Genomic DNA, 14,134 nt, shown 5'->3' on the forward strand with positions numbered 1-14,134 from the left:
CTCTGCTTCCCAGAGGGCCATCGAACTATCGCACCGGACCAAATCAAGTTCTTCATGGTGGATACAATATACAAGGGCATTCCGGACAAGTGCGTAACGTCAGTTAATCAATATAACCCCTGGCATTAAACGCCTGGGTAGCCAGGCTGCCATGCCAAAAAGGCGCGGCCACGGTCAGGTGCCGAACCAACTTGGGATCAGGCGCGCGATACACCATCCGGAACCTGTCCCGGTTATTATCAATGCCGATCTCCCCCATCACTTTGCTGCCATCCTCTTTCTCAATCCGCTGATGCCAACGGGGCAGGCTCAAATCCAGTTCGACGGCATAAGATTGCCGGGGCGCCAGCACGATCACGGCGTGTTCCGTCAAAGGGGCATCGCGGCAACCCTGATAAAGCGGTTCATAACGCCAGCGGGCTTCCACCGTTGGCAGCAAGTGAAAAGCGCAATGATCGCCAGGATCGGCCAAAGCCAAGGGCGCGTCGGAAACATTTTTCAGGGTTACCTTGATTTTGGGACTCAAAGGTAATTCCGGCGCCCGAGGCGCTGGCCTGCCGTTTCGCCACCCACGGCGGTTAACCCGCAGCATTTCCAGTTGAACCCCCAATGGACTCCAGCGGAAGTCTCTGAGCACCGCTGTGCCACCGGATCCCACCGCCACTTGAACTTCCATTGGAACCTGCAATTTCCCTCGAAAGCCCCGGCGCGACTCAATTTTTCGCCCTTGCCCTTGCTGGACAAAAAACTGCTCGATGCCGTAACGCACATTAACCACATTTCTGGCCCTGCCCCAACGGGGAAAATCAATCCTTCCTTTAAGAAAAATACCTTCAGTGGGAAGCTGGTCAGTCAGATAATCGAAAACATATAATCCGTTGTCGGCAGGCTTGAGCACGGCGAAAACGGGATAGTCCCTTTCCTGCAAATGATCCTTGACACTGCCCCGCATTTGCCGCTCAGAGACAGTGTTAAAGGGATAGCGCAAACGGACAAAGTCACCCCGCATCGGGTCGCGGGGATCAATAGGCGCGGTTCGAAGATAGATCGTCCGGCCCTTGGCCAAAATCCATTCCCGCTTGCCCGCCATCCAGCCCAGGGCCGCAATCTGAAACACAACTGCGGCAATTACCAGCCACCTACGCATGAGCAGTCTCCGTTGGTCTGAATTTGGCGTAAAGGATACCTATTCCTAAAAACATCAGGCCAAGCAACAGGAACATCATCGACCGGACCAGCAAACTGTCAAACAAATCGACAAACCGGTGCATGAGCAGTGCCGCCATCAACACGCAACCCGCGCTTACCCGCCGCAAACTGTGAATCTGAATGCCCTGAATTATCATTAGAATACAATGGCCCAGGAAAATCAGATTGAATATCAACAAGATCCACCCGCTTAAATAACCTCTGTCTGCGGCGATGACCAGGATAAAGGTGGTCAGTACCAACCCCACCCCAACCCAAGCCATCCAGTCCGGCTTTTTCCGCGACTCCCGCACCAACGCCCACAACCAGGCCAGCGCCGCCAATAGCAAGGGCAGCAAATAATAAATCTGTTGCCAGGATTGCACGCCGCCATCGTGGCGGATAATCCTATGGCCAAAGGAAAAACTCAGGGAATAAAGAAGCAACAAATAGACCGGGAAGCCAAGCCACCAAAACACGGGAGCGCTTTCGGGAAATTGGCTGGATTGAACTAATCTGGCCAGCGCCAAATAAAGCATTGCCAAATAGAAGGCGATAAATATCGCGTTTTTTCCGCCATCCCAAAAATCGGCAACATAGGAAAAATAATTTAAAGAGAAAAACAGCAACGAGAAAAACAACAAAACCCGGGAACGCAACCACCAGGCCAAGGGAATCAAGGCCAGCAGCACCAGCAACCAGCCCGCCATCATCGGGTGGCGGAAAACGATCAATTCACTCCAGCTCCAGACCGCCAAAATAGCCACCGCCAACAACCCTTGCGCCGCTGAAGGCAATGCCCACGCCATTGCCAGAGCGCCCGCGCCCCAGAGTAAATAGCCATTGGGGTAATGTTCATCTATATGGTAGATCTGGGCAATCAACCAAATGCCAGCGCCAAACAGCATCGTCCCGAGCAAATGCCATCCTTCCCTGACCCACTGGGGAGAATTCTCACGGGACCGCCAATACAGCCCCAATCCATGGGTCACGAGCAAACCAGCAAATACGATGCTCAACTTGGCGATTTTAGGCATCACCGCCCAGTTATAGGCAAAAAACAAAATGACGCCCAAACCAATGACAATCGCGCCGATGGCGGGGAAAACCAGCCTGTCCCAACCGGATTGCCGGACCGCATAACGTGTCTTCAATTGCCGGGCCTGGTCTGAAGTAATCACCCCTTCTTTTTCCCAGGCGGCAATTTCCCCCAGTAACCATCGTACCTGTCTGTTCATGGTTTGTGTTCTCCGGTTTTATTGCCTTCTTGCCTATAAACAGTTTGCAGCATAGTCCGGTCTTCCTTTTGCGGAACGCCGTTAACTCATCCTTGAGATCTTGATGGCGGCCATCCAAGCCGCCAACACTTGCGAAAGGAAGACTGGAACACCCTCTCCCCAACCCCTCTCCCAAAGGGAGAGGGGATTCCAGGAATGATCCGTCGCTCCCTCCCCCGCTTGCGGGGGAAGGTCGGGGAAGGGGCATCTTGCCCGCGAGTCAATGACAAGATTTCTTGCCAGACCGCTCACTTCGTTTGAAAACTCCCTTGGAATGACCGTGCGTAACATCAGTTCATGACTTCGCTACGGCCAATCACCAAAGACACATTGGCCCCGCCAAAAGCATAGGTATTGCTCATACAAACCGGCCGGTTTTGATCCAAGATTTGGCCGCCGTCGGTGAATGGCAGAGGCGGCAACTGGGGATCTGGACAGCCATCCCAATGATGCACTGGCATCGGCAGCCGCGGTTGTTGCAAAATCCCTGCGCAGATCGCTAACTCTACCGCGCCGGAAGCGCCGAGGCAATGGCCCGTGAGGGGCTTGGTGGCGCCGCAAGGCACGCTATCGCCAAAAATATCGAATACCACCTTGGCCTCCATGGCGTCGTTGTGATGCGTGGCGGTGCCGTGGAGGTTGAGATAGCCAATCCGCTCCGGTTTTATACCGGCATCGGCCAGCGCTTGTTCCATTGCGGCCCGCGCGCCTTTCCCCGCCGGATCCGGCGCTGACAGGTGATAAGCGTCGCTGCTCATGCCAATGCCCAAAAGCGCCAGGGGCGCCGGATCCCGGGTCAGCAGAAAAAGCGCCGCGCCTTCCCCCAAAACCGTACCATCCCGGTTTTTGCTGAAAGGATTACACGCCGTTTGGCTCAACGCACCCAGGGCGGCGAATCCCTGTATCGTGGTACCGGAAAAGGTTTCCGCGCCGCCGGCAATCACCGCATCACAAAAACCCAAACGAAGAAGATTGCGGGCCGAATGCATGGCCTGGGCCGAAGCGGCGCAACCGGTTCCGACCGACCAGGCCGGTCCGTGGATGTTTAAATAAGCGGCCACAAATTCCGCCGCGCCGCCAATTTCCTGCTGCTTGTAGTCAAATGCCGCCGGAAACTTTTCCGTACGGCGGAATCGTTTCAAAGCCGTTTCCCCTTCCCGGATACCGGAAGCGCTGGTGCCAATCATCACGCCCATCCGATGATTGCCGTATTTTGCAATAACATCTTGTAAAGGGTCCGCGATTTTTTGGATTGCCTTTAACAGTAGTTGATTATTCCGGCACCGGTAACGCGCCAGTTCCGAAGGGATATCCGGCAAGGATTCGTTTACCGTCGCCAATGGAAAGGGAGCGGCGGGACTGAAAACATCAGACCGGGGGTGAAAAATCAGCGAAGGGCTGAGCGCCATCCCAATAGCGTTTTTTTCCGCCGCGGAAACGACGGAAAAAGCCCGAATAAAACAAGGTAACGATATTTCCATTGGGAAAGCTTAGCACTCCCCGAGTTGAGAAAACAGGCCTTAAAACCAAGGGGCATTTAACTATGGAAATTAACTATAAGCCGCCCCGGCAAATTTCTCCGCCAATGTCCGTGCTTAGGGGGTGAGTGTTGATGATGACATTGACACCATCACATGACTTAACATCAATTTCTATTTAGAGGTACTGAGAAATGAAAAAATCTATCAAAATTTTGGCTTTGGCACTGGGTTTGAGCGCTGTTTATACTGGTTCCGTTTTGGCCGAAGGCTCTACAATTACTGGCGGATCCGTCACGAATAACGCCACTATTTCGAATTCACGCAATACTGCAACAGGCTCAGGTGGTGGTTTCCTTGGAATCGGCTCAAAACAATCTGAAGCAAACCAAGGCACAGTCAAAATCAAAAATTCCACCTTGCGGAATACCCGGATCAGTAACCGCGCCAATATCCGTAATAGCCAAAACACTGCACGCGATGGTGGACGCGCGGATCAAGGATCGGTAGTCATCGAATAACTTTTAAACAAATAGGTTACAGAGTACAGGGAAGTACTCAGTGCCTATTTTCGTTCAAACCTGAATAGTTGTGAGGACGGACCTAATGTTAAATTCCATTTCAAACAGACTAATGGTACGAACGTCATTGTTATGCTTGTTGTATTCAGGATTTTGCATTTCAGCAGATCTGAACGACGGGATCCCCCCAGACACCCCTATAGACGATTCCTTAAAAACCAACATCAACGAATCCTTCATTAACAGCAAGGCCAAGGGTTTATTGATGATGGGTAGCGATAAAGTTATTTCCGAAGAAGACGGCGTGGTGGGCCAGGGAAATATTGTCATCAAGCCGGGTGTCGATCTGCCGCCTGGGGTGATCATTATCAATAATTCCGATGTGAATGGCGCCACAGCAGTATCAAAATAAAGACTCGATTATTCCAAGCATTGCAGGCCGATCATGAAAGTTTCAACACATTTACGCCTTTCTACCCTTATCCCTGGCGCTTTCATTGCCGCCTTAATCAGCGGATGTGGCCTCAGCCCACAAGATGTCGATCTGGACCTAAACCAGACCTTGCCGGAAGTAAACTCCACGGTCTTCAGTCAAGCAATCGCAGATCTGGGGAAAGCCAATGTGATTTATGGACGCGGCCCTCTTAGGGTGATGTCAAAACCGATCCGCGACAACACCGGCACTTCCCTTCCCACCCAGGGCGAGATCCCCCAGGACATTTCAGAAATGGTGAAAAGCGCCCTCAACGCCATTGGTGGGGATATTTTATATGTGCCTTTCGACCCCGAATTCATGATCAGCACGGCCCAAACCGGTTATACCAAGTGGGGTGATAAATATCTGCCCAACGTGGTGCTGGTGGGCGGACTCACCGAATTTGACCGTGGCCTGGTCACCAAGGAAGAAGGCGCAGATATCAGCGGCAGCGCCGAGGATTTGGGCGTGCCCATGGGCCTGGATTTCAGCGACATCCGCAAAAGCTCGCTGGCGCGCATTACCCTGGATTTCAATCTGGTGGATTTCAAAACCTTTACTGGTATCCCCTTCATGCAGGCAGTCAACAGCATCCGGGTACATAAAGGCGTCGGCAAAGATGAACTTGGGTTTACTGTTTACGGCCAAACCCTGGGGCTGCGGGGCAACATCAAAAAAATCCAGGGCCGTCATGCCGCGATCCGGCTTTTGGTCCAACTCAGCATCATTCAAATTGTCGGCAAATATCAAAAGCTCCCCTATTGGCGGTTGATTCCCAACTCCCAACCCGATCAAGTAGTGCTGGATCAAATCCGCGAAGACTATTACCGCCTAGAACCCACGGAGCGCATTGTCAAAATTCAGGAATATCTTTATCTGTACGGCAAACCTGTCCAGATTACCGGCCAGCTGGACGAGGCCACTATCCAAGCCATCGAAGCTTTCAAAACGGAATACGGCATAACCCAGGCCGACCCGGTCAGCGAAGAGCTGTACCTGGCCTTGTTTGAAAACGTACCATTGGACGTTGTCGCCAAAGTGCGCCGGCAACGGGTAAACGCTATGCTTGCCCAATACCGGCAGCAAGCCAATACCCTTGCCTCCCAAGCGCCCGCATCCCAGCCGCCCGTGGTTCAGCAAACGCCGAAACCGGCAGCGCCGAAGAAAGACGCCGCGCAACCCGCCTTGGGTGAACTGAAGGTCTGGACCGATAAGGAACAAGCGGCCATTGGCGATGAGATCGCGGTTTTCTTCACGGTGAGCAAACCCATGTTTGTCCGCATCGTTACCGTCAATTCGGCGGGACAAATGGCCACGCTGTTTCCCAACCCCCATCAGAACGATAATTATGTATTGCCCGGGAAAACTTACCGCATCCCCCCCAACAATGGGCCATTCAAATTGACGGTAAGCGCGCCGGTCGGGGTGGATAAAATCCGCGCGGTGGCCTCCACCAAGCCTGTCACTGCGGAAGATCTGCCCTTGACCAGCAATGGCGAATTCAAAGTGGATAGTGCCGAAGACGTCCAACGGGTATATGCCGGGGATGAGTTTCAAGTCCTCCCCCAAAACCAGCAAAATGCCGCAGCGCAATAGGAGATACGAACCATGAAACGGCTCACGCTTTTAGCCACCTTGATTTTGGTCACCGCCTGCGAAACCGCGCCCGTCCGGCGCGAAGATTACATTGTCCAGCATCCCGAATGGGATCCCCAGGTTGTCAAGATTATTCGCGCGGGCATGATCGCCAAGGGCATGACCAAGGAACAAGTCCGCGCCGCCTGGGGCCGGCGTTGCTATACCTGCCAGGGGACAAAAAAAGGGCCTTGGGGCGAATCCTGGGAATACCGGACCCAAGTGGTATTTTTTGATACCGAGGGTCGGGTAACCCGGTGGGAGCATAAATAATCTTGCTTACGAACACGATTCGCCCAAAGTGTTCCAGCCCCCTTCCGTGGGTGTTGGCGGCCTGGATGGCCACCATCAAGCCCCCAAGGATGGGTTTACGGCGTCCCGCGGAAGGGGGTCTGGAACACTTTGAAAGTCACAAGGAGCCACCAAATTTTTACATCGTTAAATGCAATGAAAAACACTGAGAGGTATCCACAATGAAGACAATCCATTCCCTCCATCACCAACCCAAGCTACGAAAGCTGGCCATGGCTATCCTGACGGCAACCCTGAGCTTGCCAGCCATGGCGGAAGAAGTCCGCCTGTTCACCCAACCGCCCAGCGCCGATGAAATGGGACGGTTGTTATTCCCTGACAAAGCGGTGGGACAGCGGCCAAAGGTCAAAACCCGCTCTCTCACCTTTACCACGGTTTCCAAAAAAACCAATCAAGTCGCCCAATCAGCGCCAAAAGAAACCGTTGGCATCGCCCTGCCCATTCAATTTGCGTTCAATTCCGCCGAGCTTTTGGGCGATGCCCGCGCTTATCTCGATGAAGTGGGAAAAATGCTGAGCATGGCGCAATTCAAAGACGAGCGGATTGTCCTGGAAGGCCATACCGATGCGATTGGCTCTGAAGACTATAACAACTGGCTGTCCAAAAGACGGGCCGAATCGGTCAAGGCTTATCTGACCTCCAAATTCGGGATCGATCCGAAGCGCCTCATTGTTGTGGGCCGCGGCGAACAAGAACCCCTGCCGGGTCGCCATCCCAATGATGGGATCAACCGCCGGGTGGAATTGCACCGGGCAAGTAATTTGGCCGCTAATTAGAGGTAAATACCGTGGAAACTCATACATTTGCTTGGCTGGGGATGCTTTTTTGCCTATTTTCCTCCGTGGCGGACGCCGAAGCCTATAGCGGCAAAATTGTGATTGATGGGGTAGTCGTCGGTGAAGGCAGTTCCAATGTCGTGTCCGGCAATGGTAAGCGCTCGGTGCAAACCCGTTCATTACCCTGCTTCAGTGAAATCACGGTGAAAGCCGGCGTCGATTTGGTCATCCGGCAAGGAAAAAGCTGCGAAGCAAAAATCGACGCGGATAGCAATCTTCATCCCGTCATCGCCACGGATGTGAGGGGAAAACAGCTAATCATTTCCGCCAACCGCTCGTTTCAATCCCAAGGGCCGGTACAGGTTGAAGTCACCACGCCAAGGCTGGAACGGCTGGAAATCGGCGGCAGCTCTGATGTGACATTGGAGTCCATACGCTCGCCGGTATTGATTATTCTTCTCTCCGGCAGCGGCGAAATAAAAGGCCAGGGACAAGTGGACCAGCTGGAACTCCTGGCCGAAGGCAGCGGCGACTTTGACCTAAAGAACCTGAAAGCAGGCGACGTACACGTCAAAATCAGCGGCGCGGCCGACGCGCAGGTCTATGCCAGCCGCTCTCTCAAGGTGGATATCGACGGAGCTGGAGATGTGATTTACTACGGCCACCCGGCGCGGATAGAAAAAAATATCAGCGGGGCCGGGGATGTGGAAGCCTCGGATTAACCAACCTGAAGGATTCAAACTTTGATTATTTTACTTTTTATCGGACTCATGGCTTCTTCCGCCGTTGCCGCAATAGATAATATAGGGCCCACCACCTCAGCGGCAACCTTCTTATCTGTGACGCTTTCCATGGATAAACAGAAAATCACCACGCCCTTGCCATCCCGCTCTCCTCGTCCCAAAATGCTTGTGCCCCGCAATTGTCAGAAAAAAACCTGCCGGGTGATGGTTGAAGGTTATTCAGATTCAAAATACGTCTATGGCCAATTGGAAATTCATAAAGGTAAAGAAGCCAAAGGCTTCCTGTATCTCCCAAGCATGCAAGTTTACGTTTACGGAAAAGTCGTCGGCTCCCATTCGATCCTGGTGAAAGATACCAAAGGCAATCTTTACCGTTTGGTCCCAGTGAAGAATAATCAACCTTATAACAACAAATACCCAATGAGGAAATCCAAAGATTTTCGTTACTAAATTCAGCCACTGGCTTGCCCCTGCGGCGGTTTACTTTTACTGGTTGAGTTTTACCCTGCCCTGGCGTTGGGATGTGGGGCTGGGAATACTGGCTTTGCTGGGCGCTGCCGCCGGATTAACCAGCGCCCCGAGATTTCCCCCTCGCAGTTTGATGATCCTGGCCCTGCCGGTCGCCGCGACTATTTTATCCCTACTACTGAGTGACTTTACCAATCGCGGCCTTCAATTGGTCCTGTCTCTACTGCCCGCGCTCCTGCTCTATTGTTTGATTGCAGGGTTTTTCCGGCGCCAAGATATCATTTTGTTATTTTGGGTCTGGACCGGATTTGTGCTGTTCCTAGCCATCTGGTTGTTGACTGTTGCCGCGCTACATCCTTATCAAACGCCCACCCAATGGATCCAGCTGAGCCGCGTGACCGCTTTCAAGGTACCCAACGATATTACCCTGCTCACCATTTTGATGCCGGTGGCGGTGGTTCTCTTCCTCCTGAAAAAAAGGCTTTGGCACAAAGCACTCCCGCTTTCCGCCCTAGGGCTTGGATTGCTCGTGTCAGTGCTTTATCAAAGCAGGCTTGGGGTAATTGCCGCTGTCATTGGCATTGGGATGACATTGTTGCTTTCAGCTTGGACTCTCACTCAAGATCCTACTAAAAAAACTTTGCTTTTTCCCAGCAAAAGAACTTTGGTGTTAGGGCTGTCTTTCTCCCTCACCCTAATCTTCATTACCGACGCTGTCACCGGATTTCAGCTCCTTTCCAAATTAACCCAACCCTGGACGACCCGGTTACCTTTGTGGTTGGCGGCCCTGTGTATGTTCAGCAACTCCCCTGGTTGGGGGAATGGACCTGGAAGTTTTTTACTCCTTTACCGGGAATGCCTGCAATCATGGCAAATGTCTCATCTATTAGCAGTAGATCCACGAATCACCCCCTGGGCTCATAACCTTTATTTGGAGATTCTTGCCGAACAAGGCCTTATTGGATTTACTGCATGGATGGTTTCGCTAGGACTTGTGTTCCAAAAGGGCGTAAAATCCTTACCCAATACCAATTGTTTTGGTCATCAAATATTTGCGGTGGGAATTTTCACTTCTCTAAGCATTTTTTGTTTGATAGGTTTTTTTGAATTGAGCTTGTGGCGGCAATGGGTGGCTCCGTTATTACTAAGTTTGATGGCCGCTTGTCTTAAATGGGTGGAATCTCCACCAGAACAATAATGAGGAGATGGAGGAAAGTCATGAATAAAAATAAATCCCAAAAACGTTTTAATGCACCAAGGGCGCTCACTATTGGTTGTTCTTTGGTTTGCGGTACCGTTGTTCTATTAACCCCGGATTGGCGTAGCCAATTACTGGCGGGTTATGACCCCAATAATCCCCTAATTGGAGGACGAACGCTCAACGACACCCAGAAAAACATGGCCCAGGTAGTTTTTGAGGCTTGCAGCCAACGTAATGCTCAATTGGAGGAAGAATTCCGTAACCGGTGTAATGCGTTGGTTGGCGCCGCCAAACAAGGAGCACCGGAGGTTGAAGGGGCTATTCAACAGGCTTCCCCCGAGCAAACCCTTTCCTTCGGCATCGAGGCAACCCGCACCATGGCCGGCCATGTCAATATCGTCAGTGGCTCGCTTTTAGGACGGTTGAGCATGCTGCGCGCCGGTCTCGATAACCGGGCCTACCGGGTTGCGGGCGTTCAATTATTTCGCAATGGGAACCCCCTGAAAGGAGGGAATGCCGGCGATGATACCGACTTCGGTAAAATTGGCATCTGGCTGAATACCAGCTATCACATCGGGGATGTCGATTCCACTTTCTCACACCGGGGATTCAATTTTGAGAATTGGGGAGTAACCGCAGGCGCAGACTACCGCTTCACGGAAAACCTGGTGGCGGGAGGATCATTCAGTTATATCACCTCCGACAACGATTTTGACGGCGACGGCGGCGGCTCCAACAACGACTCCTACATCGGCTCGATTTACGGTTCTTATTACATCACCGATGCTTTCTATGTTGATGGCATCGCCTCCTATGGCGGCATTAATTTCGATATCACCCGCAATATACGTTACGCCATTCCAGGCGATACCGTAGAAACCAGAGCCCGGGCCGATACGAATGGGGAGCAATACGGCTTTGCCCTGAGCACTGGCTATCAGCTCCACTGGCAATCGCTCAATTTTACCCCTTATCTGCGATTCAGCTACCTGGGCTTTCACGTGGATGACTATAAGGAAAAGGGCGGCAACGGCTGGGGCATGCGATTCCGGGAACAAAATACCCGTTCAGTGAAAACCGTATTAGGCGCGCAAACCTCCTATGCCATCAGTCTGCCCTGGTTAGTGCTGACGCCCCAGTTCCGGGCCGAATGGCACCATGAATATAAAGACAATGCGCGCAATATCACCGCCAGCTTCTTGGGAGATCCGGTTGCCCAGGAATTTCTCATCAAAACCCCAAAACCCGACCGCAACTACGCCACTTTTGGCGTGGATTTCGCCGCCACCTTCGCCCATGGGGCTTCGGCTTTCGTCAATTATGAGGCCTTAGTGGGTTACAGAAATGTCAGCAGTCATAAGATTATGCTGGGGGCGCGGCTGGATTTCTGATCCCGAATAAGCCACGCGCTTAACAAGCCCCCGATAACGTTGTTGCCGGGGGCTGATTTTTGTCTTTATCGGCTCGCGCTAAATCTCGCTTCGTTACCGGCCGGGACAAAGAAAAACTCCCCGGCCGCATGGCCGGCATGGCGGATGGGGGAAAATTCCGGCACTTGGTGGAACTCCTGATCCTGCGCGGCATCGGCTACCAAAGCCGAAACCCGGTGATACAGTTTATAGGCTTCCAAGATGGTATCGTTCCCTTGCAGGGCTTGAATGATCGCCTTGGCAAAGATGGAATGGCCGCCGCCACCGCCATCCAGCACCGGTTCCAAACCGCCCGAAGTCAGCGCCTCGCGGGATTTGGCCTTGAGCATTAATTTGATCCACTCCGCCCGCTTCTCCGGGGTCATGCCCGATTCCAAACGGGCGACGGAATTACGGGTTAACGTCCCGGAATAACAAGAGTCGGCAATGACCAAAATATGCTTGGCGGAAATGATTCTGAGTAAATCGGTGATATCTTGGGTGGATATCCAATTGGCGGTATTTTCCAGCTCGGCATCCACGGGGAGCCAGTAACCCCGTTGGGTGACTTTTTCCAAGGTGCCGTGGCCGGCATAATAGATCAATAGATTATCCTTTTCCGTCAATTTTTTGCGGTATTCGCTCAAGGCCTTGAGCACATCGTAACGGGTGGCATTGATCAGTAATTTGGTTTTGAATCCGTAACGGGAACGCAATACTTTTGCCAACGCTTTGGCGTCTTTGATTGGGGTATCCAGTTTTGGCAAATATTGGTATTTTTCATTACCAATTATCAAAGCGTGATAGCCGCCAAACAATTCCCGGTTCAATAAACGGCCAATTAAAGGATTTCCCTCGACGGAGGTTTCTTTATCGGAAAATTTAAAGGGCCTGGCCATGCGGCTTTCTTTCAATAAAGCAAACTTGACTTCAGTGCGGCGGCTGGCCTTATCCACGGCAACGATATGCACGGGTGTTTCATCACTTAGTAAAGCAATCTCCACCTTGAAGGTCCCTTTGTCATCGACTTGATGCTCAATATCGTTGACCAGAAAGGAAAGCAATCCCGCCGGCGCTTCGATTCTGCCAATCACCGGACGTTTCTCTACCTCGCCGCGGACTTTGGCCACCAGGTTACCGCGGGTTGGACTCAAGACCGGCTCGATGATTTCAATTTTCGGGCCTGCGGCTTTAGCGACAACGGCGGGACGGGTCTTCTGCTCTTGTTGGACAGTCATATCTTTTTGCAACTGCTCTAGCTGTTTCTGCTTTTCAGCCAGCTGCTGTTCTGTTTGCTGCTTTTCCCGGGCCAAGGTATCCAATTGCTCTTGCAGGGCTTTCACCGCGACTTTTTGGGCGTTCATCTCCTGTTCTTTTTGCTGGAGCAGTTGGGATAGGCGCTGGAGTTCCGCGCTAGGGGTTACGCCATCTTGACGTTTTCTGGCCAATTCCTGACGCAAGGTCGCCAAGGCTTGTTCCTTTTTGTGCAACGCTTGCTGACTTTGCCGCATTTGGGATTGAAGGCTATTTAATTTCTTTTTGGAGTCGATCAATTCCGCCTTCATGGCGCTGATGGTCTCTTTGCTCCTGGCCAGCTCCATCCTCAATGCCGTTAATTCGGTTTCCTTCTGTTGCAGAATTTGCTGGCTGCCGGATTTCAATTGTTCCAGTTGCACTCGCTGTCGCTTGGCTTCCTGGGACAAGCTGGCAATCATTTTTTCCTTGGTTTGTAGCAGTTGTTGCTGTTGCTTGAGGCTTTCTTCCAAACGGCGGATTTCTTCGGGACTGGCGCCCGCGCTTTGTTTTTTGTTATTTAAAAGCTGCTGCAGGCGGCGAATTTCCTGGCGGCGTCGGTTGACTTGACTGCGATAGCGCTGGAGCTGGGATTGGGTTTGCGCCAAACGCTGTTTTAATCCAGCAACCTCTTCCCGCAAACTTTCCGCTTCCTGCTGATAGCGGGCGGATTCTTCACGCAAAGCATCCATTTTCCGGTTGTAGATTTCTACCGAAGCAGCAAATGCAATGTCGGTCTGGTCCAGTCCGGAAGCGCGGCGGTACCAGTTGAGGGCGGCCACGGGATCTTGCTTGACGCCCAAGCCCTGCTCATAGAGAAACCCCAAGTTAATCATAGCCGGGGCATAGCCCTGCTCCGCCGCCTTACGGTACCACTGAGCCGCCGTTTTGTAGTCAGGCTGCAAGCCAGCACCTTTTTCAAAAATCTCGCCTACATAGGTTTGCGCCTTGGGATCGCCTTGTTTGGCTTTCGGCAACCAGATTTTCAGAGCTGTGGCATAATTGGCCCGGTCATAGGCCACATATTCCCCGCCGCGGATTTCACAATCCACAGCGGTGGTTCGAACCGGGCGGCGGGCGGTGAGGAAAGTCATGTGCTGCCCCAGTTTTCTCACCTGCGCCGGTAACAGGCAGTCCACTACGTACAATTTATCAGCGTCCTTGGGACCGATGCCTGCCCTGTCGATATCAGTCAAACCAGAATCAGTCGCACAACCGGCCATCATGAAAACCAGAAAAGCCAGGAAAAAATAGAAAAGTGAAGATATGCCAGCTTGTCTCATGGGAAACACCGTTACGGTTGTCGTTGTTTAAACAACAATAAATTCTCAATTTATGCCTATAAAGATACATCCACT

General features: G+C 52.2%; 14 protein-coding genes. 9 read left to right on the plus strand and 5 right to left on the minus strand.

What is annotated here, in order from left to right:
• Positions 1 to 103: 103 nt before the first annotated feature.
• The 4 genes from AXA67_08130 to AXA67_08145 form a co-directional block, all read right to left on the minus strand.
• The gene (locus AXA67_08130; GenBank protein ID KXJ40828.1) at positions 104 to 1,147 is read right to left on the minus strand and encodes a hypothetical protein; all 1,044 of its coding nucleotides are present in this window, start codon (positions 1,145 to 1,147) and stop codon (positions 104 to 106) included.
• Positions 1,140 to 2,426, minus strand: a complete 1,287-nt coding sequence (locus tag AXA67_08135) for a hypothetical protein (GenBank protein KXJ40829.1) — start codon at positions 2,424 to 2,426, stop codon at positions 1,140 to 1,142. Before AXA67_08135 ends, AXA67_08130 begins: the two co-directional genes overlap by 8 nt.
• Before the next feature lie 81 nt (positions 2,427 to 2,507).
• Positions 2,508 to 2,756: a hypothetical protein gene (locus AXA67_08140; GenBank protein KXJ40830.1), complete on the minus strand. Its 249-nt coding sequence runs from the start codon at positions 2,754 to 2,756 to the stop codon at positions 2,508 to 2,510.
• On the minus strand, positions 2,756 to 3,946 hold the full coding sequence (locus tag AXA67_08145) for a hypothetical protein (protein ID KXJ40831.1): 1,191 nt from the start codon (positions 3,944 to 3,946) through the stop codon (positions 2,756 to 2,758). The genes AXA67_08140 and AXA67_08145 overlap by 1 nt, the downstream gene beginning before the upstream one ends.
• Positions 3,947 to 4,137: 191 nt before the next feature.
• Here AXA67_08145 and AXA67_08150 point away from each other — a divergent pair, with 191 nt between their 5' ends.
• The 9 genes from AXA67_08150 to AXA67_08190 all read left to right on the plus strand — a co-directional run bounded on the left by AXA67_08150 (position 4,138) and on the right by AXA67_08190 (position 11,465).
• Complete coding sequence (locus AXA67_08150; protein KXJ40832.1) at positions 4,138 to 4,464, plus strand: hypothetical protein; 327 nt, start codon at positions 4,138 to 4,140, stop codon at positions 4,462 to 4,464.
• 127 nt (positions 4,465 to 4,591) lie between these two features.
• On the plus strand, positions 4,592 to 4,876 hold the full coding sequence (locus tag AXA67_08155; GenBank protein ID KXJ40833.1) for a hypothetical protein: 285 nt from the start codon (positions 4,592 to 4,594) through the stop codon (positions 4,874 to 4,876).
• 33 nt (positions 4,877 to 4,909) lie between these two features.
• Complete coding sequence (locus tag AXA67_08160; protein KXJ40834.1) at positions 4,910 to 6,535, plus strand: hypothetical protein; 1,626 nt, start codon at positions 4,910 to 4,912, stop codon at positions 6,533 to 6,535.
• A 12-nt stretch (positions 6,536 to 6,547) separates the two neighbouring features.
• Positions 6,548 to 6,847, plus strand: coding sequence for a hypothetical protein (locus AXA67_08165; GenBank protein KXJ40835.1), 300 nt, complete (start codon positions 6,548 to 6,550; stop codon positions 6,845 to 6,847).
• A 200-nt stretch (positions 6,848 to 7,047) separates the two neighbouring features.
• Positions 7,048 to 7,662, plus strand: coding sequence for a hypothetical protein (locus tag AXA67_08170; protein KXJ40836.1), 615 nt, complete (start codon positions 7,048 to 7,050; stop codon positions 7,660 to 7,662).
• A 41-nt stretch (positions 7,663 to 7,703) separates the two neighbouring features.
• Entirely contained in the window at positions 7,704 to 8,384 is a 681-nt protein-coding gene (locus AXA67_08175; protein KXJ40837.1) for a hypothetical protein, read from the plus strand.
• A gap of 21 nt (positions 8,385 to 8,405) precedes the next feature.
• A complete protein-coding gene (locus tag AXA67_08180; protein KXJ40838.1) occupies positions 8,406 to 8,855 on the plus strand; it encodes a hypothetical protein in 450 nt (149 codons plus the stop codon).
• A gap of 43 nt (positions 8,856 to 8,898) precedes the next feature.
• The gene (locus AXA67_08185; GenBank protein ID KXJ40839.1) at positions 8,899 to 10,071 is read left to right on the plus strand and encodes a hypothetical protein; all 1,173 of its coding nucleotides are present in this window, start codon (positions 8,899 to 8,901) and stop codon (positions 10,069 to 10,071) included.
• Positions 10,072 to 10,091: 20 nt separating this feature from the next.
• Positions 10,092 to 11,465, plus strand: coding sequence for a hypothetical protein (locus AXA67_08190; protein ID KXJ40840.1), 1,374 nt, complete (start codon positions 10,092 to 10,094; stop codon positions 11,463 to 11,465).
• Positions 11,466 to 11,530: 65 nt separating this feature from the next.
• On the opposite strand, the gene AXA67_08195 is transcribed toward AXA67_08190, so the two are convergent.
• Positions 11,531 to 14,059: a hypothetical protein gene (locus AXA67_08195; GenBank protein KXJ40841.1), complete on the minus strand. Its 2,529-nt coding sequence runs from the start codon at positions 14,057 to 14,059 to the stop codon at positions 11,531 to 11,533.
• Positions 14,060 to 14,134: the final 75 nt, after the last annotated feature.

Origin of the sequence: Methylothermaceae bacteria B42 (assembly GCA_001566965.1) — a bacterium.
GTDB lineage: Bacteria > Pseudomonadota > Gammaproteobacteria > Methylococcales > Methylothermaceae > Methylohalobius.

What these genes read in the sequence shown, in the direction of transcription:
- AXA67_08170 (KXJ40836.1), top strand. Translation starts at nt 7,048, where the DNA reads ATGAAGACAATCCATTCCCTCCATCACCAACCCAAGCTACGAAAGCTG.
- AXA67_08175 (KXJ40837.1), top strand. Translation starts at nt 7,704, where the DNA reads ATGCTTTTTTGCCTATTTTCCTCCGTGGCGGACGCCGAAGCCTATAGC.
- AXA67_08130 (KXJ40828.1), bottom strand. Translation starts at nt 1,147, where the DNA reads ATGCGTAGGTGGCTGGTAATTGCCGCAGTTGTGTTTCAGATTGCGGCC.
- AXA67_08165 (KXJ40835.1), top strand. Translation starts at nt 6,548, where the DNA reads ATGAAACGGCTCACGCTTTTAGCCACCTTGATTTTGGTCACCGCCTGC.
- AXA67_08135 (KXJ40829.1), bottom strand. Translation starts at nt 2,426, where the DNA reads ATGAACAGACAGGTACGATGGTTACTGGGGGAAATTGCCGCCTGGGAA.
- AXA67_08195 (KXJ40841.1), bottom strand. Translation starts at nt 14,059, where the DNA reads ATGAGACAAGCTGGCATATCTTCACTTTTCTATTTTTTCCTGGCTTTT.
- AXA67_08140 (KXJ40830.1), bottom strand. Translation starts at nt 2,756, where the DNA reads ATGTTACGCACGGTCATTCCAAGGGAGTTTTCAAACGAAGTGAGCGGT.
- AXA67_08190 (KXJ40840.1), top strand. Translation starts at nt 10,092, where the DNA reads ATGAATAAAAATAAATCCCAAAAACGTTTTAATGCACCAAGGGCGCTC.
- AXA67_08150 (KXJ40832.1), top strand. Translation starts at nt 4,138, where the DNA reads ATGAAAAAATCTATCAAAATTTTGGCTTTGGCACTGGGTTTGAGCGCT.
- AXA67_08160 (KXJ40834.1), top strand. Translation starts at nt 4,910, where the DNA reads ATGAAAGTTTCAACACATTTACGCCTTTCTACCCTTATCCCTGGCGCT.
- AXA67_08145 (KXJ40831.1), bottom strand. Translation starts at nt 3,946, where the DNA reads ATGGAAATATCGTTACCTTGTTTTATTCGGGCTTTTTCCGTCGTTTCC.